This window comes from Caballeronia sp. 11_S32, from assembly GCF_056930355.1.
The window spans coordinates 932,367-953,528 of the sequence record NZ_JBXOWH010000001.1 but is presented as its reverse complement, the minus strand read 5'-3'; the positions used below and the strand labels follow the sequence as shown (position 1 = coordinate 953,528).

Sequence of the window (21,162 nt, the reverse complement as noted above, 5' to 3'; positions counted from 1 at the left end):
GTTTGCATTCAAAGGAGACACGCTCATGGCCGAAATCAGCCGGGCCGCATTGTTCGGCAAGCTCAACCCGCTCAGCTATCGCGCGATGGAAAGCGCATCGCTGTTCTGCAAGCTGCGCGGCAATCCGTATATCGAAGTCGCGCACTGGCTGCATCAGGTGCTCAAGCTGCAGGACTCGGACCTGCACCGCATCGTCGCGCATTTCGACATCGAGCCCGCCGCGCTCGCCCGCGATCTCACCGGCGCGCTCGATGCGCTGCCGCGTGGGGGCGCGTCGGTCATCGATATCGCGCCGCAACTGGAGGAAGCCGTCGAGCGCGGCTGGGTGTACGGCTCGCTGCTGTTCGGCGAGACGCGCGTGCGCACCGGCCATCTGATCGTCGGCGCGCTGAAGACGCCGTCGCTGCGCAACAGTCTGCGCGGCATCTCGCGCCAGTTCGAGCGCGTGCGCCTCGACGAGCTCGCGGAACGCTTCGGCACGCTGCTCGCCGCCTCGCCCGAAACGGCGATGAGCGCGAGCGCCGCGCGGCAGCCCGCGGACGGCGGCCACGACGCGATGCCGCCCGCCGTGCTGGGGCAGGGCGAGGCGCTCAGGCGCTTCACCGTCGATCTCACCGAGGAAGCGCGCAACGGCAGGCTCGATCCCATCGTCGGGCGCGATGAGGAGATCCGCCAGGTCGTCGATATCCTCATGCGCCGCCGGCAGAACAATCCGCTGCTCGCGGGCGAGGCGGGCGTCGGCAAGACGGCTGTGGTCGAAGGGCTCGCGCAGCGCATCGTGGCCGGCGACGTGCCGCCGGCGCTCGCGAACGTCGCGCTGCGCACGCTCGATGTCGGGCTTTTGCAGGCGGGCGCGGGCGTGAAGGGCGAATTCGAAAGCCGCCTGCGGCAGGTGATCGAGGAAGTGCAGCGCTCCGAGAAGCCGGTGGTTTTGTTCATCGACGAGGCGCACACGCTGGTCGGCGCGGGCGGTCCCGCCGGCACCGGCGACGCGGCCAACCTGCTCAAGCCCGCGCTCGCGCGCGGCACGCTGCGCACCGTGGCGGCGACCACCTGGGCCGAGTACAAGAAGCATATCGAGAAGGACCCGGCGCTCACGCGGCGCTTCCAGGTCGTGCAGATCGGCGAGCCGGACGAGGGGCGCGCCGTGACGATGATGCGCGGCATCGCCGCGACGCTCGCGCGGCATCATCGCGTGCAGGTGCTCGACGAAGCGATCGAGGCCGCCGTGCGGCTGTCGCATCGCTATATTCCGGCGCGGCAGTTGCCGGACAAATCGGTGAGCCTGCTCGACACGGCCTGCGCGCGCGTGGCCGTGAGCCAGCACGCGACGCCCGCGCGCGTCGACGATGCACGCAAGCGCATCGCGGCGCTCGAAACCGAGCTGGCGATCATCGCGCGCGAGACGGCGCTCGGCGTCGATGCGGCGGCGCGCGAGACGCAGGCCCGCGCGCTCATCGATGCCGAACGGACGCGGCTCGCGGAACTCGAGACGCGCTGGGCCCGCGAGAAGTCGCTCGTGAAGGACATCCTGGCGCTGCGCGCGCGCCTGCACGACGACCAGACCGGCGATCAGACCGTCGAACCGGAGAACGACCGCACCGCCGACGACTGCACGCGCGCCGAGCTGCGCGCGCTTCACGCGCAACTCGACGAGGCGCAGGGCGAAGACCCGCTGATCCTGCCCGGCGTGGACCGTCAGGCCGTGGCCGCCGTGGTGCAGGACTGGACTGGCATTCCCGTCGGCCGCATGGTGCGCGACGAGATCGCCAGCGTGCTGCAGCTCGCGGATACGCTCGGCCGGCGCATCATCGGGCAGGATCATGCGATGCGGACCATCGCGCGGCGCATCCAGACCTCGCGCGCCGGGCTCGACAATCCGGGCAAGCCGGTCGGCGTGTTCATGCTCGCGGGCACTTCGGGCGTCGGCAAGACCGAGACTGCGCTCGCGCTCGCCGAGGCGCTCTATGGCGGCGAGCAGAACGTCATCACCATCAACATGAGCGAGTACCAGGAGGCGCACACCGTGTCCTCGCTCAAGGGCGCGCCGCCGGGCTATGTCGGTTACGGCGAGGGCGGTGTGCTGACCGAGGCCGTGCGGCGGCGCCCCTACAGCGTCGTGCTGCTCGACGAAGTCGAAAAGGCGCATCCGGACGTCCACGAGATTTTCTTTCAGGTGTTCGACAAGGGCTGGATGGAAGACGGCGAAGGCCGTGTGATCGACTTTCGCAACACGCTGATCCTGCTCACCACGAACGCCGGCAGCGAACTGATCGCGCATCTGTGTCGGGACGCGGAACGCGTGCCCGAACCCGACGCGCTCGCACGCGCGCTGCGCACGCCGCTCCTCGACGCGTTTCCCGCCGCGCTGCTCGGGCGGCTCGTCGTGGTGCCGTACTTTCCGCTGTCCGACGCGATGCTCGGCGCGATCGTCCGGCTCCAGCTCGGACGCATCGAGAAGCGCGTGCGCGAGGCCCACGGCGTGCCGTTCCTCTATGGCGACGAGGTCGTGCGGCTCATCACGAGCCGCTGCACCGAGCTGGAAAGCGGCGGCCGCATGATCGACGCGATCGTCACCAACACGCTGTTGCCGCGCATCAGCGCCGAGTTCCTCACCCGCATGATCGACAAGCGCCCGCTCACGCGCGTGGAGATCGGCGTGCAGGACGGCGAGTTCAGCTATGCGTTCGACTGAGCCCGCGCGCCGCTTCCGTTCCACGACCGCCAGACGGAGATCTCACGATGCCTCAGCAAGTCACCATGGGCGCGATGCTGCAATGCTCGTTCGGACTCGCGCCCTCGAGCCTCGCCGTGCTGCCTGTTCATCGCGTGATGGCCGAAGGGCCGCCCGCCGCGAACATCGGCGACCATCAGCCGATGGTCAATATCCTGCCGTTCGGCATGTGCACGTCGCCGGCGAATCCGGTGGTGGCGTCAGCGACGGCCGCCGCGCTGGGCGTGCTCACGCCGATGCCGTGCATCCCCGCGACGATGACGCCCTGGATGCCCGGCGCGCCGACCGTGTTGCTCGACGGCATGCCGTCGCTCGACAACGTGTCGAAGTGCATGTGCAACTGGGGCGGCGTGGTGTCGGTGCTGAATCCGGCGACCATGCAGACCATGATTCCGTGAGCCCGCCATGACGACCATCGACGCACATCGCCATGTCGCCGTCCGCTGCGCGGGCAAGCCCGTCAGCCTCGCGAGCCTGTCGGGGCGGGAGGCGCTCGGCCGCCTGAGCGAGTACCGGATCGAGCTGTACAGCACGAGCGCCGATATCGCCGCCGCGGACATGCTCGGCCGCGATATCTCCGTCGCCGTGGATCTGCCCGCGGGCGGCGAGCGGCAGATGAACGGCATCGTCACCGCGTGGCGGCTCGCTGCGCCCGGCGATCGCACGAAGAACCGGCCCGCGCGTTACGAGGCGCACGTGCATCCGCGCCTGTGGCTGCTCACGCGCGCGTCGCACAGCCGCTTCTTTGCCGGCGAAAGCGTGCCGCAGATCGTCTGCAAGCTGTTGCAGGACTATCAGATCGATTTCGTCGACCGGTGCACGGCATCCTATCCGGCGCTCGAGCATTGCGCGCAATACCGCGAAAGCGATTTCGACTTCGTGAGCCGGCTGCTCGAACGCGAGGGCATCTTCTATTTCTTCGAGCACGCCGAGGGCAGGCACCTCCTCGTGCTCGCCGATTCCGCCGACGTCCACGCGCCGCTCGCGCGCTACCCGGCGATTGCCTACGATCCGTGGCACGCGTCGGGCGAAGAAAAGGAATGCGTGTACGAATGGTCCTGTGGCGGGCAGTTGCAGACCGGCACCTACGAAGTCAACGACTACGACTTCGAAAAGCCCTCGGCCAGCGCGCAACAGGGTCTCGTGTCGCGCGCGACGCGCAGCACCGCGCACGATCCGCCCGTCTACGCGATGCAGGAGCATCTCGCGGGCCACGCTCAGCCGGGCGACGGCGAACGTCATGCGCGCATCGGCATGGAGATCGCGCAGGCGCGCAACGACAGCATCGATGCGCGCTCGAGCGCGCGCGGCATCGTGCCGGGCGGCTTCTTCAAGCTGCGCGGCCATCCGTGCGATGCGTTCAACCGCGAATATCTCGTGACGGGCACGACCTACGAGATCCATTCAGACGAGAACGCCTCGACGTCCGCCGGCGCGCCCGTGCGGCCGTTCTTCGATTGCGCGTTCACGGCGCTGCGCAAGGAATATTGCTTTCGCAGCGAGCGCAGCACGCCGCGCGCGCTCGTCGCGGGGCCGCAGACGGCCGTCGTCGTCGGTCCGGACGGCGAGGAAATTCTCACCGACAAGTATGGCCGCGTGAAGGTCCAGTTCCACTGGGAGCAGTTCGACCCGCCCGCCGATGCCGCCGCCCGCACACGGCGCTGCTGGGTGCGCGTGGCGCAGGGCTGGGCGGGCAAGCGCTGGGGCAGCTTCTTTCTGCCGCGCATCGGCCAGGAAGTGCTGGTCGAGTGCATCGAGGGCGACCCGGACCGGCCGCTCGTGACGGGCTGCGTCTACAACGCCAACACGATGCCGCCGTACAAGCTGCCCGCCAACGCCGCCATCTCCACGCTCAAGAGCAATTCGACGCGCGGCGGCGACGGCTACAACGAGCTGCGCTTCGACGACACCAAGGGCGCCGAGCAGATGTTCTTCCACGCCGAGAAGGACGAGGAGACGTGGATCGGGCACGACGCGCTCGCGAACATCGGCGGCGACCGGCACATGAAGGTCAGCGGCGACGAGTTTTTCGCCGTGACGGGCACGCGCCACGACGCCGTCGGCGGCGACAGCAACGCGCAGGTGGACGGCGCGGCGTCGCTGAAGGTCGCGCAGAAGATGCAGCAGAAGATCGGCACCGATCACGTCATCGACGCGGGCATGAACGTGCACATCAAGGCGGGCATGAACGTGGTGATCGAGGCGGGCGTGAGCATCACGCTCAAGGCGGGCGGCGGCTTCGTGGTGATCGGCCCGGCGAGCGTCGCGGTGTCGGGCACGCCGATCCTGCTCAATTCGGGCGGCGCGGCGCAATCGGCGGAAGGCGCGTCGCCGGCCGCGCCCACCGCGCCGAAGGACGCCGACGACGGCACGAAGCGGCTGCGTTCCTGATGCCACCGCGGCCGCGCCATTCGCGTAGAGAACCATCATGAGCCAGACCATCCTTTCGCTGCGTGTTCTGACCTCGAAGGGCCAGCCGGTCGCGGACCCGATCGCCGTCGAGTTCGGGCCGGCGGGCGGCATCATCGGGCGGGCGAGTCACTGCGCGCTGGTGCTGCCCGATCCCGACAAGATGATTTCGCGCGAGCAGGCGCGCATCGAATGGCGCGGCGATGCGTTCCTGTTCTGCGATCTCGGCGGCAATCCGAGCCTCCTTAACGAGCGCGCGCTCGGCGGCACGCGGGAGGCGCGCCTTTCGCCGGGCGACCGCATCCGGATCGGCGCGTACGCGCTGGTCGCGGACGTCGCCGAGCGTGACGATCCGGGCGCGCGGCGCGGCGTGCCCGGCGCCCAGGACGCGTGGCGCGCGGGCGCGCAGCCCCACGGGGATGCTTACGGCGATGCCCGCGCGGATGCCGCTGCCGCCGCGTACGCGCCGCTCTTCGGCGCCGATCTGTTCGGCCGCGCGCCCGCCGATGTGTCTTCGGGACCTGGCGGTTCGATGAGCGATCACGCGCCGCCCGGCTCGCACGCGTTGCCGCCGTCCTTCGGGGCGCGGCTCGTGCGCGCCGCCGCGCCGCGCGCGCTGCTGCCGGAGGCCTTCGATCCGCTCGCCGACGAACCCGCCGCGCCCCCGGACGATGCCGACGTGCTGCTGCCGAAGCTCGCGCCGGGCGGTCCGCGCGGGCTGCCGGACGACATCGGTGACATCGGCGATATCGGCGATATCGGCGACATCGGCGACATCGGTGCGCCCGAACGCGGCGAGTTCCGCGCCGATGCGCCTGCGCGCCCGCCGGAGCGCGACGCATCGCTGCGCGCGCCGCACCCCGCCAGCGGCGACGCGGTGCTCGCCGCATTGCTCGAGGGCCTCGGCCTCGACGCGAGCCGCGCGCTCGCATCGGGCGCCGAAGCCTTCGCGCGGCTCGCGGGCGAAATGCTGCGCGAAGCGCTCGCGGGCGCGATGACGGCGCTGCGCTCGCGCACCAGCACCAAGCGCGAGGCGCGGCTCGACCCGACCGTCATCGCGCCGCACAGCAACAACCCGCTCAAGTTTTTCCCCGACGTCGACAGCGTGCTCATGCAGATGTTCTCCGGGCGCGCGTCGGGCTATCTGCCGCCGGGCGAGGCGGTGCGCCAGGCCTTCGCCGATCTCGCCGCGCACGAACTGGCGGTGATGGCCGGCATGCGCGCCGCGCTCGACGACACAGAGGCGCGCTTCAGTCCCGCGCGCATCGAGGCGCAGGCCGGCGGCGCGCGCACGCGGCGCTTGCTGCCGGGGCGCAAGGCGCGCCTGTGGGACCTCTACGTCGCGCTGTACGCGCGCAACGGGCGCGACGGCGCGCAGCGCGGCGAGACCCTGCTCGAGCAGGCGTTCAACGAGGGCTATCAGCAGCAGATCGCCGCGCTGTCGGGCCGCGGCCACGCCCGCAACCCGCAAGGATGAATCCGCATATGTCGCTCAACAACAAGGTGATCTGGTCCGAAGGCATGTTCCTTCAGCCGCAGCATCTGCAGCAGCAGGACCGTTATCTGCGCGCGCAGATGGCCGCGCGTTGCGTGGGGCTGCGGCCGTTCGGCTGGGGCTTCACGTCGCTCGAAATCGATGCGCCGCTGCTCGCGCTGGGCAAGCTCGCGCTGCGCTCGGCGTCCGGCGTGCTGCCCGACGGCACGCCATTCGACATGCCCGCCGACGACAGCCTGCCCGAGCCGCTCGACATTCCCGAAACCGCCCGCGACGCGCTCGTGGTGCTCGCCCTGCCGCTCGCGCGCCCCGACGTGCCCGAGAGCGAGGAGGCGCCGCTCGCGGACAGCTTCGCGCGGCATCACGGCCTCGATCTGGAGGTGCGCGACAGCAGCGCCGTCGATGGCGGCGCGGCGCTGTTGCGCGTCGGCCGGCTGCGCGTGCGGCTCGCGCTGGCGCCGGACGTGGCGAACGCCTACACGTCGCTCGGCGTCGCGAAGGTGACGGAGCGCCTCGCGGACAACCGCGTGCTCCTCGACGACGACTACGCGCCGCCGTGTCTCGGCTTTCATGTCGCACCGCGCCTGGCCGCCTTCGCCGACGATCTCGCCGGCATGCTGCATCAGCGCGCCGAGGCGCTCGCCGGTCGCCTCGCGCAGCCCGGAACGACCGCCGCGGCCGAGGTGGCGGAGCTGCTGTTCCTGCAGGCGATCAACCGCGCGGAGCCGCTCGTCGCGCATCTCGCGCGGACGGCGCCGACTCATCCCGAGCTGCTGTATCGCGTGTTCGTCCAGCTGGCGGGCGATCTGTCGACGTTTTCCAAAACCGCCAGGCGTCCGCCGTCTTATCCGGTGTATCGCCACGACCATCTGCAAGAGACCTTCGCGCCCGTGATCGACGACCTGCGCTTGTCGCTGCGCATGGCCGAGGACGCGCGCGCGGTGGCGATTCCGCTCGAGCAGCGCAAGTACGGTGTGCGCGTCGCGGATGTCGCCGACAAGACGCTGTACGCGAACGCGTCTTTCGTGCTGGCCGTGCACGCGCACGTGCCGGCCGAAGCGATGCTGAGCGGCTTCGCGCCGCAGGTGCAGATCGGGCCGATCGAGCGCATCCGCGATCTGGTGAATCTGCATCTGCCGGGCATCGGCTTGCGCGCGCTGCCGGTCGCGCCGCGCGAGCTGCCGTTTCACGCGGGGTACACCTATTTCGCGCTCGACGGCGGTAGCGAACTGTGGAAGCAACTGCCCGCGTCGGCGGGGCTCGCGCTGTTCGTCGCGGGCGATTTTCCGGGGCTCGCCATGCAGATGTGGGCGATCCGCAACTGACGGCGCGCGGGCCCGCTCGTCACGGAAGCCGCGCAGCGGCTAATGAGGAAGCTCGATGAGGAAGCCTGATCGTGAGCACTGAAGACTTCGCGGCGGCGCCCGCCGGTTTCGATCCCGATTCCGATTCCGGTCCGACCATCCTCGTGCCGAGGCCGGGCGCGGCGCGCGCGGCCGGCTTCGCGAGCGCCGCGCCGGGCGCCGGAAGTTCGCCGGGCGCGCCGCCGCTCGCGGCGTTCGCGAGCGGGCTCAATCCGCTTTTGCGCGCGTCGAACCCGCTGCTCGAAGTCGCGCTGATGCTGCGCGCGCTGCCGACGCATCCGGATGTCGAGGATCTGCGCACGCAGCTTATCCAAATGGTGCGCGCGTTCGAGACGCAGGCCGGCGCGAGCGGCTACGACGACGAGACGCTCGGCGCATCGCGCTATTGCCTGTGCACGTTCGTCGATGAGGCCGTGGCGAGCACGCCGTGGGGCGCGGGCGTGTGGGGCGCGAAGAGCCTGCTCGTGCTCTTTCACAACGACACGGCGGGCGGCGACCGCTTCTTTCTGATCCTGCAGCGCTTCGCCCGCCATCCGCGCGCGCATGCGGACTTGCTCGAGCAACTCTACGTGATGCTCAGTCTCGGCTTCGAAGGGCGCTACCGGCTGCTCGGCGACGGGCGCGCGCAGCTCGCGAGCGTGCGCGAACGGCTCGCCGATCTCATCCGCCAGGAACGCGGCGCACCCGAACGCGCGCTGTCGCCGCACTGGCAGCCGCAGGCGCGCGAACAGAAGGCGCTCACGCATTTGCTGCCGGTATGGGTGGGCGGCGCGCTCGCGGCGGTGGCGCTGGTCGCGCTGGACCTGGGTCTGAGCTTGCGCCTCAATGCCGCGTCGGATCCCGTCTTCGATGCGCTCCACGCGATCCGGCTCGCGCCGCGGGCGCCGTCGCGGCTCGCATCGACGCCGGCGCCGGCGCAGGCGCCGACGCAGGCGAGCCCGGGCGCGCCGGAGCTGGCGCGCTTTCTCGCGCCGGAGATCGCGCGCGGGCTCGTGCGCGTGAGCGCGGCGCCCGGCCGCACGACGGTGCTGATCAACGGCGACGGCCTGTTCGCGTCGGGCAGCGCGCAGCCCGACGCCGCGCTCGGCGAGCTGATGGCGCGTATCGGCGATGCGCTCAAGCAGGCGCGGGGCAGGGTGATCGTCGCCGGTCATACGGACAACCAGCGCATGTTGTCGGCGCGCTTTCCTTCGAACTGGCATCTGTCGCAGGCGCGCGCCGAGGCGGTCGCGGCCCTGCTCGCCGCGCGCACCGGCACGCCGCAGCGCTTCTCCGCCGAGGGGCGCGGCGACACCGAGCCGGCCGCGTCGAACGACACGCCCGAGGGCCGGGCGCGCAACCGGCGCGTGGAGATCGTGCTGCTCGCGCCGGGCGCCGCGCCCTGACACCACATCTTTCCTTGGAAGCAGGTGGCTCATGAAACTCATCCGCTGGCTGTGCCGCCCCGTCATCCTGTCGCTCGTCGGCGTGCTCGCGCTCGCGGCGATCGTCTGGATCGAAGGGCCGATGCTCGCGTTCGGCGGCGCCGAGCCGCTCGCCTCGCGCAAGAGCCGCCTCTGCGTCGCGCTCGCGCTCGCGCTGGTCTGGGCGCTTTACTGGATCACGCGCCGCGTCGCGAGGCGCTTCGCCAACGTGCGCTTCGTGCGCGCGGTCGAGGACATGCCGGAGCCGCCAGCCGGCCAGAAGGAATCGCAGGCCGATCTCGCCGCGCTCAAGCAGCGCTTCGAGGAAGCGCTGGGCGTACTGCGCGCCGCGCGCGTGAAAGGACGCTTCGGCCGGCAGTATCTGTACGAGTTGCCGTGGTACATGTTCGTCGGCGCGCCGGGCACCGGCAAGACCACCGCGCTCGAGCATTCGGGCCTGCGCTTTCCGCTCGCCGAACGGCTCGGGCAGGCGGCGCGCGCGGCGATCGGCGGCGTCGGCGGCACGCGCAACTGCGACTGGTGGTTCACCGACGAAGCCGTGCTGCTCGACACCGCCGGCCGCTTCACGACGCAGGACAGCAACGCCCCCGCCGACCGCGCCGCGTGGTCCGGCTTTCTGCGGCTCTTGCGCAAGTACCGGCCGCGGCGGCCGCTCAATGGCGTGATCGCCGCGCTGTCGGTGCCGGATCTGCTGTGTCTCGACGAGCCCGCGCGGATCCGGCACGCGAGTTCGGTGCGCGATCGTATCAACGAGTTGCAGACGGAGCTGGGCACGGGCCTGCCCGTCTACGTGATGGTGACCAAGTGCGACCTGCTGGCGGGCTTCACGGAATATTTCGCCGATCTGGGCAGCGACGAGCGCGAGCAGGTCTGGGGCGCCACCTTTCCCGTCGGGGCCGACGACGCCATCGCGCGCTTTCCCGCCGAGTTCGATGCGCTCGAGCAGCAGTTGCAGGCCAACTTGCTGCGGCGCTTGCAGCAGGAGCCGGACGTTCAGCGCCGCGCGCTCATTCATGCCTTTCCGCAACAGTTCGCCGGGTTGCGCAGCGCGCTCACGGGGTTTCTCGCCGAAGCGTTCGGCGCGTCGCGCTTCGACCGGCCCGCGCTCGTGCGCGGCGTGTATTTCACGAGCGGCACGCAGGAAGGCCGGCCCATCGACCGCATGTTGAGCGCGATCGCACTGGCGCTCGGCATGGAGCGGCGGGTCGTCGTGCCGGGACGCGCGCAAGGGCGTTCGTACTTCATCACGCGCCTCATGCGCGAGGTGGTGTTCCGCGAAGCCGGGCTGGTCGGGGCGAGTCCGCGGCAGGAGCGCCGTCATGCGTGGCTGAAGCGCGCATCGATAGCGGCGATCGGCGCCGGGTTCGCGCTGGCGCTCACGGGCTTCGCGATCAGCTATCAGCGCAATCAGGCATTGATCGACGATGCGCGCCAGCAGGCGGCCCGCGTGCAGGCGCTGGCGAAGACCGTCAACCCCAGCGACGATCCTCGCTCCGTCCTGCCGCTGCTCGACGCCGCGCGCAATCTGCCGCGCGGCTACGCGCAGCGCGACGAGCCGGTGCCCTGGCTCGAGCGCCTCGGTCTTTTTCAGGGCGACAAGCTCGGCATGGAGGCGCAGGCGGTGTATCGGCGTCTGCTGCAAGCGACGCTGCTGCCGCTCGTCGTGGGCCGCATGACCGACGAGTTGCGCCGCGGCGACGCCAACGCGCTCGACTATCAGTACGGCGTGCTGCGCGCATATCTGATGCTCGGCGATCCGGCTCACTTCGACGCCGGCGCGGTGCGCCAGTGGGCGAACGCCGACTGGCGGCGCGGCCCGCTCGCGGATGCGTCCGATGCGCAGCGCGCCTCCCTCGACGCGCATCTCGCCGCGTTGTTCTCGCCCGCGCTGTTCCAGCCGGACTTGCCGCTGGACCGCGAGCTGGTCGCACGCGCGCGGGCCACGCTCGCGCGCCTGCCGCTCGCGCAGCGCGCCTACAGCCATGTGCGGCGCGATCTCGATCAGATGGGTCTCGCGGAACTGAGCGTGGTCGATGCGGGCGGCCGCAGCGCGCCGCTGGTGTTCGCGCGCGTGAGCGGCCAGCCGCTCACGCGTGGCGTGCCGGGCGCGTGGACGCGCGAGGGCTGGCGCCGTTTCGCCGCACTGCGCGATGCGGCCGTGCGCGCCATCGTGCAGGACGACTGGGTGCTGGCGCGCCAGGAGTCCGTAGAAACGCGCGGCGGCCCCGACGATCTGCGCGCGTCCGTCACGCGTCTCTATGAGGACGACTACATCCGCCGCTGGGACGACTTCCTCGCGGACTTGACCATCGTCGCGCCGGACAGCGTCGAGCGCGCCGCGCGCACGGCGAGCGTGCTGTCCGGGACGGATTCGCCGCTGCGCGCGCTGATGCGGCGCGCGGCGGCCGAGACGACGCTCGGCACGGCGGGCGCGAGTGTGGGCGCGAGTGTAGGCGAAGCGGCGTCTTCGCAGGCGGCGGGGCTCGGCAAGCAGTTCGACGCGCTCAGGCAGCGTGTGGCGCGCGGGCTCGGCGATGCGCCAGCCGACCCCGCGCCCGATCCCGCGCCGCCGCAGGTCAATCCGGTGGACGCACACTTTCAGGCGCTGCACGAATGGACTGGCGCGGCCAAAGGCGCCGACTCGGGCGCGGAGCCGGGCGCGGGCGGCGCACCCGCGCTCGAAGCCCAGTTGGCGGTACTGCGCGACGCGGCCGCGTATCTGAACGCCGCCGACGCCGCACGCCGCCAGGGGCAGCCCGCGCCGCCCGGCGACGCCCTCGCGCGCCTCACGACCGCCGCGCAAAACGCGCCGCCGCCGTTCAGCGCGATCGGCACGCGCCTCGCCGGCGACGCATCGGCGCTGCTTGCGGGCGGCGAGCACGCGCGGCTCGACGCGCTCTGGCAGGCGAACGTCGGCCGCTTGTGCAGGCAGGCGCTGGACGGCCGTTATCCGTTCGTGCGCACGTCGGTGCGCGACGCCGCGCCCGACGACTTCGGGCGCCTCCTCGCGCCCGGCGGCCTGATCGACGATTTCTTCCAGAAGAACCTCGCCGCCTACGCCGACATGTCCGGCGCGAAGTGGCGCTGGCGTTTGGGCGTGGCGCCGCTCGGCATCGGCGAGGGCGTGCTGGCGCAGTTCCAGCGCGCCGCGCAGATCCGCGACGCCTTCTTCCACGCGGGCGGCCGCGAAGTGTCGGTGCGCTTCGCGGTGCGTGCCGTGTCGATGGACCCGGCGATCGACCAGCTCACGCTCGACATCGACGGACAACAGTTCGTGGCCACGCCCGCGCAGGCGCGCTGGATGGACTTCCAGTGGCCGAGCGGACGCGGCACCGGGCAGGCGCATGTCGAGTTCCTGCCGCAGCAGGACGCGGGCGGCGCGAGCGCGCAGGGTCCGTGGGCGCTTTTGAGACTGCTCGATGGCGCGCATCTGAAGCCCGCCGGACAAATGGACCGGTTCCGCGTCACGTTCGGCGAGCAAGGGCGCAGGGCCGTGCTGGAGCTGAGCGCGAGCAGCGTGAACAACCCCTTCACGCCGGGCCTGGCGGAGCAGTTCCGCTGCCCGGATCACCTGTGACGGACCCGCGATGAGCGCGCCCGCGGGCTTCTTCGGCAAGCTGCGCACGCATGGCGATTTCGTCACGCGGCGCTTGCCGGCCGAGTTCATCGAACCGTGGGACGCGTGCATCCAGCGCGGCATGCTGCACGCGCGCGACACGCTCGACGGACGCTGGCTCGACGCCTATCTGACCGCGCCCGTGTGGATGTTCGCGCTCGGCGCGGGCGTATGCGGCGAACCGGCGTGGGCGGGCGTGCTGATGCCGGGCGTGGACCGCGTCGGGCGGCTCTTTCCGCTCACGGTGGCGGCGCGCATCGACGATTGCGCCTGGCTGTGCGCCGCCCAGCGCTGGTACGACGACGCAGCCGCGCTCGCGCTCTCGACACTGGCCGGCGAGAGCCGCCGCGACGCCTTCGGCGCCTTCGACGCGGCGCTCACCGCGCTGCCCTTCGCGCCCGATGCGCGCGCGTACCGCGTGCGTCCCGCCGACGGCGCGTGCTTCGCTGGCTGGCTGACGGCGTCCGTCGCGCGCGGCGAGAGCGCGTGGTGGACGCAGGGCTCGGCGCGTCGTCCCGCCGTGGCATTCCGCGCGGATGGCTTGCCGGACGCCGGCCGTTTCGCGCCGATGCTCGATGGCGCCGCGCCCGCCCATGGCGCCGCATGGCTCCCGCTCATCGTCGATGCGTCCGTGCCTTGAACGTTCAAACGGGCGCGTGCTCATTCGTCATCCTGATGAACCGGAAACAGGAGATGCGCGATGCTCACGCTACCGATCGACCACACGGCCATGCGCCTCCCTGTGAAACTCGCCGTGCGCCTCGCGCTGTGCGCCGCCGCGGCCTGCGGCCCGCATGCGCCGATGGCGCGCGCCGAGACCGTAATGACCGAACAGCAGGTCGACGAAATCGCGATCGAGCAGGCGCTCACGCCCGAAGACCACGACATCCAACGCGGCTTCGTGTTCAAGGAGCAGGCCGGTTTCGGCGCGCCGCAGGCCGCGCCGCGGCGCGCATCGGCCTCGATGCTGATCACGTTCGCGAGCAGCTCCGCCGTGCTGACGCCGAGCGCGATGGCGGCGCTCGACAAGGTGGAGCGCGCGCTGCAATCCGATCAGCTCGCGGCGTATCGCTTCCGCGTGGAAGGGCATGCCGATCCGCGCGGCGCGCAGGACGTCAACCTCAAGCTTTCGGCGCAACGCGCGGCGGCGGTCGTCGCGTATCTGACGAGCCACGGGATCGCGGCGGAGCGGCTCAGTTCGGTGGGCAGGGGGGCTTCGGAGCCGCTCAATCTGCGCAATCCGGCCGCGCCCGAAAATCGCCGCGTCACGATCGTGACGCTCAGGGACTAGGCGTTCGTGCGCCGGGAGAATCGCATCATGCGCATCCGGCGTCGCGACGCGTTGCGCAGGCTCGCTTTCTTCGGCATGGCGGCGGGGCTCGCGGGGCGGCTCGTGACCGCGCGCGCCGGGCTGGCACTCCTGCAGGACGACACCGGCATCGATGCCGACATCGACATCGATGCCGAAACGCCGCCGGCGGTCGTGCGCGTATCGCTTGCGCGCCTGCCCGAGGCGCTGCCCGACGATGGCACGCAGCGCTTGATCGATGTCGTCGATCAGCCGGGGCTGCACGTGCTGCAAACGCGCAGCATCGCCGAGCAGGGGCGCATGTTCGCGCGCATCGTCGCGCTGTTCGAGCAGCGCGACATGCCGCGCGACGCGGTGCTGAGCCAGACCGAACTGCTCGCGCAGGCGCGGCGCATGGGTGTCGATGCGGACGCGTTCACGGCGGGCAACAACTTCAGCGCGATCGAACTCGCGCGCTTCTTCGATCTGGGCCGGCGTCAGCGCATCGTTCTGACGGAGCCGGAGCGCAGCCTGCTGATGCTGCTGGTCGCGTGGAAGATATTGCGCCACGACGGCAGCGCGTGGCGCGCATCCGACGAAGCCGACTTCCTGATCACCTTGCCGGGACTCGGCGGCGAGCCTGCGCGCCACGCCGTCGATGCGCCGCTGCGCGCCGCCATTCTCAGTCACGAGCTCGGACACTGGCGGTACTTCTCGGATCCCGCGTACGCCGGCGCATGCCGGCAGTTCTGGTGGCGCGACCTGACGCTCGGCCAGCGCGCGGCGCTGACGCGGCAGTTGCGGGACCTGGGCTACGACGCGCGCGACAGCATCGCGATCGACGAGATGCAGGCTTATCTGCTGCATACGCCCGCGCGCTACATGCCGCTCGGCGACGTGACCGGAGCAGAGCCGGTCTCGATCATGGAGCTGACGCGGCGGCTCGAGCGGCGCATCGGGCAAGAGGACGCGGCGGAGTGAAGCGGGGCGCGGCGCGCGTGCCGCGACGTTGAAAAATCCGCCCGCTCGCCCGTTCTTTGCGCGAGCCATCCCGAATGGACGGCATCTTCACCGAGGAGCGAGGCAAATGGCCAACGGCATCATTCCGCAGATTCCCTTCTTTTTTATTCCGACGCCCCATTGCGCCGTCTCCGGGGACGAGCAGTTCGTCTTACTGAATGATTTTCGCATCGACGTGAGCAAGCCGAGACAGGAGCATATCGACTTCATCAGAAACTTCGTCGTGCCGCATTACATCAAGTGCCTCGAATCGTTCAACGATCAGAACCTCGTGGCGTTGGAGGTCAAAGCCTTCGGGTGGGCCAGCGCGACGGGAAGCAAGCCCCACAACGACGTACTGTCCCTGCAGCGCGCGCAGGCCGTCTGCGATGTCGTGGAGCGCGCGTTCAACGAACAGAAGACGAAGAGCGCGCTCCTCCGGGACTTCGGCGTCGTCAAGCTGCCCCACGGCAACGGCTACACGTTCGCCAAGACGGTTCGCGAGAAGGCGGAGGCGGAGGCGAGAAAGACATATTCAGATGCGGATGTCGAAAACTTCCAGGGCGGCTTCCGCTCGGTGTGGCTTCCGTTGCGCGTCTCCGAGAAAATCACGCCCGAATACTTCAGCTATCAATGCCGTGAGCTCTATGAGCTCGGCCTCAAGAAAGATAAGGTTCCCGGCAATCTGCTGGAGCAGAAGCTCGACGAGATCGAACATTCAGTCGGCAATTTCGGGACGGCGACCGCGAAGTTCGCGATCAAGCTAATCATCGGCAAGCTGAAAAAGAAGCTCATGTCTCAGATCACGGAGCTGACCAATGAAATTCCGGAACTCAGGATGCTTACGTTCGTCACCGAATTCGTGATCACGGACGATGTCGCGATGCTCTTCGAGTTCAAGGATCATCGCAATCTCACTGCCGTCTACAAGTACGAAGGCGACACGCACAAGAAGGACCTGGGCAGCGTCCTCAAGCCGGTCATGTATGTGATCGGCATTCGCCGCTACCTCGCGAAACTGGAAAAGGCGCTCAGGAACGCGTTGCAGAAACCGAGCGCCGCGCAGTATCGCGCGCAGATACAGGCGGCGCTGATTCAGGTGCAGGAGTTGCAGACCGAAGTGGATCAGACGATCGCCGAGATGACGGGCTCGGACGGTTCGGTCCGCAAGATGCTCGGCGACCGCATCACCGATTTTCTGCTCACGCTCGTCAACGAGGACGAGCCCCCGGAGAAGACCCGCATTCCCGTCTCCAACTGGTCCGATCCCTTCACGTTCCACGACCACAGGTTCTATTCGGTGGAGTCGTTTTCCGGGCCGGCGAGAACGCAGTCCGCCGATATCCTGTTCAAGTCCTACATCACGCTGGACTTCGCGGGCCGCGATCTTCACGGCTATCTAGGCTATGCGGCAAAGGTGGACATACTGAGCGACCTGTCCGCCCGCAATTCGCTGCTTAGCGGAAGCATCACGTACGGACGTCTCAAGCGCGCGTGACAGTGCTGGGCGATGCGGCCCCCGCCGGGGCATCGGCGGGGCCTGGCGTGCGATTTCCTTGTCCCGCGATGCAAGGAGCACATCATGCGGACACGAAATGCAAGCCGGGCACGGCGCGCGTCTCTTCGCAGATCCCGCGCGGTGCCATCGACGTTATTGCGCTTGGCCCTCGCGTCTGCAAGCGATGCATGTGCGAGCACGATTGCCACGACGCCCGCACCGCAAAGGCCATCCATATCATCGATGACATACGCGGGTCGCCGCATGAGCGCGTGCCCATGCGGCGGATGCTTGCGCGTCTGCATTTCATGCGCAGCGTGCTGCTCGATCGCGACGCGCGATTCCAGACGTGAACCTCAGCGCACCGCGTCTTCCACCAGTTCGATCCAGTGACGCACGCCGGTGCGTCCCGCGCCCGCGAGATGCGTCTGACAGCCGATGTTCGCCGTGACGATCATCTCGGGCGCGCCGCTTTCGAGCGCGTCCATCTTGCGGTCGCGCAGTTGCGTCGACAGTTCGGGCTGCGTGATCGAATAGGTGCCCGCCGAGCCGCAGCACAGATGCGCATCGGGCACCGCGGTGAGGTCGTAGCCGAGACGCGTCAAGATCGCTTCAACCGCGCCGCCGAGCTTCTGCGCATGCTGCAGCGTGCACGGACAATGAAACGCGATACGCGTTCTATCGGCGGACTTGAGCGCATCGAGCGGTTCCGCGCCGAGCACCTCGACGAGATCGCGCGCCAGCTCGGAAACGCGCGCCGCCTTCGCGGCGTAGTGCGGATCGTCGCGCAGCAAGTGCCCGTATTCCTTGATGAATGCGCCGCAGCCGCTCGCGGTCTGCACGATCGCTTCCGCGCCGGCTTCGATCGCGGGCCACCATGCATCGATATTGCGCCGCGCGCGCATCAGACCCGCTTCCTGTGCGTTGAGGTGATAGTCGGTCGCGCCGCAGCAGCCCGCGCGAGGCGCTCCGATCACGCTGATGCCGAGACGATCGAGCACGCGCGCGGCCGCCGCATTCGTATTGGGCGACAGCGACGGTTGCACGCAGCCTTCGAGCATCAGCACGCGGCGCGCATGACGAACGGCCGGTCTCGCTTTCGCCGCGACGGTGCGCGCCGGAATCTTTTGCCTGAGCGATGCCGGCATCAACGGACGCGCGATGCGTCCGGCCGTAAGCAGCGCATCGAACACGGCGGGGCGCGGGATCACGTGACGCAAGCCGTTGCGCAACACGCGCTCGCGCACGGGGCGCGGCACGCGGCGTTCCAGCTCCGCGCGGCCAATATCGAGCAGCGCGTGATACGTGACACCCGAAGGACATGTCGTTTCGCAATTGCGGCACGTGAGGCAGCGGTCGAGATGCAGTTGCGTCTTGTCGGTGACCGGCTCGCCTTCGAGCATCTGCTTGATGAGATAGATGCGTCCGCGCGGACCATCCAGCTCGTTGCCCAACAACTGGTACGTGGGGCAGGTGGCATTGCAGAAGCCGCAATGCACGCATGAGCGCAGGATGTCTTCGGCTTCCTTCGCGCGTGCGAGCGTTCTGGCTTCGTCGCTGAGATTCGTTTGCATGGCGGTGCCTGTCGATAGCGTCAGTAGTCGGCGTACATCCGGCCTGGATTGAACACGCCGTGCGGATCGAGGCGCTGCTTCAGTTGCCGGTGAAAGCGCACGAGCGGTGCCGCGAGCGGATGAAACGGATCGGCTGCGCGGCATGGCGTGAAGCATGTCGCGTGTCCGCCCGCCGCGCTCGCGATGCCGCGAATGACATCGGCGCTCGCATCGCTTTTGAGCCAGCGCTGCGCGCCGCCCCAATCGAGCATGACATCGCCGGGCATATCGATAAGCGGCGTAGCGTTCGGCAGGGACAGTCGCCACAACGGGCGTTCATCCCTGAAGAAAGGGAGACGCTGCTCGCGCAGATCGGACCAGAACTGCGCTTCGAGATGCGCCCCGCCGATGCGGTCCACCGCAGCGCGCACCGAGCCCGTGCCGCCTTCCAGACGCACATGCAGACGGCCATCCACATGACATGCGCCGCTCACCGGCAATGCGGCCTTGCGCCATGATGCAAGTTCGCGCATGGCTTCGCCTGCTTCGAGTGCGAGCGAAAGGCACCGCGTTTCGCGCGGCTTCGGCAGCACTTTCATCGAGACTTCCGTGATGAGGCCGAGACAGCCGAAGCTGCCGCTCATCAAACGCGATACGTCGTAACCGGCGACGTTTTTCATCACTTGCCCGCCGAATCGCAGATGCTTGCCTTCGCCCGTGACGATGCGGCAGCCGAGCACGAAGTCGCGCACCGAGCCGGCCCACGGACGGCGCGGCCCGGACAGCCCCGTGGCCACCACGCCGCCGATCGTTGCGGCGTCACCGAACGCGGGTGGCTCGCACGGCAGCATTTGACCGGCTTCGTCGAGGATCGCGTTCAATTCGGCGAGCGGCGTGCCCGCGCGCGCGGTGATCACGAGTTCGCTCGGCTCATAGCTCACGATGCCGCGATGCGCTCGCGTGTCGATGTCTTCGCCTTCGACGCTTCTGCCGAGAAACGCCTTGCTGTCGCCGCCGCGAATGCGCAGCGGCTGCTTGCGTGCGATTGCGCGTTGCACTTTGTCGACGAGGCGTTCGCTGTCGTCGATGGAGATGAGGTCGCGTCGCATCAGAAGCGCTCCAGTTCGGGATGAGGCAACGCGCCGTGATGCACGTGCATTGCGCCGAACTCCGCGCAGCGATGCAGTGTCGGCACGTTCTTGCCGGGGTTCAGCAGCCCGGCGGGATCGAAAGCGGCCTTGACGGCATGAAAGAACGTGAGCTCGTCGCCGTTGAATTGCGCGCACATCTGATTGATCTTCTCGCGGCCCACGCCATGTTCGCCCGTAATGCTGCCGCCCACTTCGACGCACAATTCGAGGATGCGCGCGCCGATGGCTTCGGCGCGATCCATTTCGCCGGGCGCGTTGGCATCGAAAAGAATGAGCGGATGCATGTTGCCGTCGCCCGCGTGAAATACGTTCGCCACGCGCAGCCCGTATTGCGCCGACAAGTCCGCGATGCCGCGCAGCACGCGCGACAGTTCACGGCGCGGAATCGTGCCGTCCATGCAGTAGTAATCGGGCGAAATGCGGCCCACCGCCGGAAACGCGTTCTTGCGGCCCGCCCAGAAGCGCTGGCGTTCCGCCTCGTTCGCGGCGAGGCGAATGTCCGTCGCGCCGGCTGCGCGCAGCAGCGCTTCGACGCGCGCGCAATCTTCCTCAACGTCCGATTCCGCGCCATCGACTTCGCAGAGCAACAGCGCTTTCGCATCGACGGGATAGCCCGCGTGAATGAAGTCCTCTGCGGCGCGGATCGCGAGGTTGTCCATCATTTCGAGGCCGCCGGGAATCACGCCTGCCGCGATGATCTGCGCGACGGCGTCGCCGGCTTTCTCGATGTCGTCGAAGCTCGCGAGCAGCACCTTCGCACTCTGCGGCTTCGTGAGCAGCTTGACCGTCACTTCCACCACCACGCCGAGCATGCCTTCCGATCCGGTGATGAGCGCGAGCAGATCGAAGCCGGGCGCATCGAGCGCTTCGGCGCCGAGCGTGAGACGTTCGCCGTCGATCGTGATGATCTCCACGCGAAGAATGTTATGGACCGTGAGCCCGTACTTGAGGCAGTGCACGCCGCCCGCGTTTTCCGCGACATTGCCGCCGATCGAGCACGCGATCTGCGAGGAAGGATCGGGCGCGTAATAGAGACCATGCGGCGCGGCGGCCTGTGAAATCGCGAGATTGCGCACGCCCGGCTGCACGCGCGCGATGCAGGCTTCGGGATCGATTTCGAGGATTCGGTTGAAGCGCGACATCACGAGCAGGATGCCTTTTTCCAGCGGCAACGCGCCGCCCGACAGCCCCGTGCCCGCGCCGCGCGCGACGACCGGCACTCCATGCGCGTGCGCGTACTTCAGGAGCGCCTGAACCTCGTCGATAGTGCCCGGCAGCGCGACGAGCATCGGCGTGATGCGATACGCGGAGAGGCCGTCGCATTCGAAGGGACGCAGGTCTTCTTTCGAATGCAGCAGTTGCAGATTGGGAAGCAGCGCTATCAGATCGCGCACGATGGCGGCTTTGTCGTGATCGGCGAGCGGCCCGTCGAGCCTTTCGTCGTAGGCGTAGGTCATGCGGTGTCTCCGGTGGGGCGCGGGTTCGTGCCCACGTGTGCTTTTTGGCGATTCTTCCGGCTCGTAGACGGGATGTCGATGATTTTCGCACTGGTATTACCAGTTTTTGTGTTGCGTCCAAATTGCGAGATACGGTGGAATCGTCCGTGCTGTTGGGCGTGGAGAAAGAAAATT

The 21,162-nt window shown here is 69.0% G+C and carries 14 protein-coding genes; 11 read left to right on the top strand and 3 right to left on the bottom strand.

From position 1 onward, the window contains the following. Nucleotides 1-25: 25 nt before the first annotated feature. The 11 genes from tssH to AC1Z32_RS04335 all read left to right on the top strand — a co-directional run bounded on the left by tssH (nucleotide 26) and on the right by AC1Z32_RS04335 (nucleotide 16,827). A complete protein-coding gene (gene tssH, locus AC1Z32_RS04385; protein ID WP_483477474.1) occupies nucleotides 26-2,695 on the top strand; it encodes a type VI secretion system ATPase TssH in 2,670 nt (889 codons plus the stop codon). A gap of 47 nt (nucleotides 2,696-2,742) precedes the next feature. Beyond that, nucleotides 2,743-3,132 carry a DUF4280 domain-containing protein gene (locus AC1Z32_RS04380; protein WP_483477473.1) on the top strand — a complete coding sequence of 130 codons (390 nt, stop codon included), beginning with the start codon at nucleotides 2,743-2,745 and terminating at the stop codon, nucleotides 3,130-3,132. A 7-nt stretch (nucleotides 3,133-3,139) separates the two neighbouring features. Beyond that, nucleotides 3,140-5,125, top strand: a complete 1,986-nt coding sequence (locus tag AC1Z32_RS04375; RefSeq protein WP_483477472.1) for a type VI secretion system Vgr family protein — start codon at nucleotides 3,140-3,142, stop codon at nucleotides 5,123-5,125. A 37-nt stretch (nucleotides 5,126-5,162) separates the two neighbouring features. Then, complete coding sequence (gene tagH, locus AC1Z32_RS04370; protein WP_483477471.1) at nucleotides 5,163-6,620, top strand: type VI secretion system-associated FHA domain protein TagH; 1,458 nt, start codon at nucleotides 5,163-5,165, stop codon at nucleotides 6,618-6,620. 8 nt (nucleotides 6,621-6,628) lie between these two features. Further along, the gene (tssK, locus tag AC1Z32_RS04365) at nucleotides 6,629-7,963 is read left to right on the top strand and encodes a type VI secretion system baseplate subunit TssK (protein WP_483477470.1); all 1,335 of its coding nucleotides are present in this window, start codon (nucleotides 6,629-6,631) and stop codon (nucleotides 7,961-7,963) included. A gap of 71 nt (nucleotides 7,964-8,034) precedes the next feature. Then, the gene (gene tssL, locus AC1Z32_RS04360; protein ID WP_483477469.1) at nucleotides 8,035-9,387 is read left to right on the top strand and encodes a type VI secretion system protein TssL, long form; all 1,353 of its coding nucleotides are present in this window, start codon (nucleotides 8,035-8,037) and stop codon (nucleotides 9,385-9,387) included. 31 nt (nucleotides 9,388-9,418) lie between these two features. After that, nucleotides 9,419-13,003 carry a type VI secretion system membrane subunit TssM gene (gene tssM, locus AC1Z32_RS04355; protein WP_483477468.1) on the top strand — a complete coding sequence of 1,195 codons (3,585 nt, stop codon included), beginning with the start codon at nucleotides 9,419-9,421 and terminating at the stop codon, nucleotides 13,001-13,003. 10 nt (nucleotides 13,004-13,013) lie between these two features. Then, nucleotides 13,014-13,682, top strand: coding sequence for a type VI secretion system-associated protein TagF (tagF, locus tag AC1Z32_RS04350; protein WP_483477467.1), 669 nt, complete (start codon nucleotides 13,014-13,016; stop codon nucleotides 13,680-13,682). A gap of 60 nt (nucleotides 13,683-13,742) precedes the next feature. Then, nucleotides 13,743-14,333, top strand: a complete 591-nt coding sequence (locus AC1Z32_RS04345; protein ID WP_483477466.1) for an OmpA family protein — start codon at nucleotides 13,743-13,745, stop codon at nucleotides 14,331-14,333. A gap of 27 nt (nucleotides 14,334-14,360) precedes the next feature. Then, on the top strand, nucleotides 14,361-15,311 hold the full coding sequence (locus AC1Z32_RS04340; protein WP_483477465.1) for a hypothetical protein: 951 nt from the start codon (nucleotides 14,361-14,363) through the stop codon (nucleotides 15,309-15,311). Nucleotides 15,312-15,417: 106 nt separating this feature from the next. After that, nucleotides 15,418-16,827: a hypothetical protein gene (locus AC1Z32_RS04335; protein WP_483477464.1), complete on the top strand. Its 1,410-nt coding sequence runs from the start codon at nucleotides 15,418-15,420 to the stop codon at nucleotides 16,825-16,827. Between the two features lie 356 nt (nucleotides 16,828-17,183). Here AC1Z32_RS04335 and glcF read toward each other — a convergent pair whose 3' ends face one another. Genes glcF through glcD form a run of 3 tightly spaced genes read right to left on the bottom strand, consistent with a single transcriptional unit; the run spans nucleotide 17,184 to nucleotide 20,988 of the window. Then, entirely contained in the window at nucleotides 17,184-18,401 is a 1,218-nt protein-coding gene (gene glcF / locus AC1Z32_RS04330; RefSeq protein ID WP_483477463.1) for a glycolate oxidase subunit GlcF, read from the bottom strand. Between the two features lie 20 nt (nucleotides 18,402-18,421). After that, nucleotides 18,422-19,489, bottom strand: a complete 1,068-nt coding sequence (glcE, locus tag AC1Z32_RS04325) for a glycolate oxidase subunit GlcE (RefSeq protein ID WP_483477462.1) — start codon at nucleotides 19,487-19,489, stop codon at nucleotides 18,422-18,424. Further along, on the bottom strand, nucleotides 19,489-20,988 hold the full coding sequence (glcD, locus tag AC1Z32_RS04320) for a glycolate oxidase subunit GlcD (RefSeq protein ID WP_483477461.1): 1,500 nt from the start codon (nucleotides 20,986-20,988) through the stop codon (nucleotides 19,489-19,491). Before glcD ends, glcE begins: the two co-directional genes overlap by 1 nt. Nucleotides 20,989-21,162: the final 174 nt, after the last annotated feature.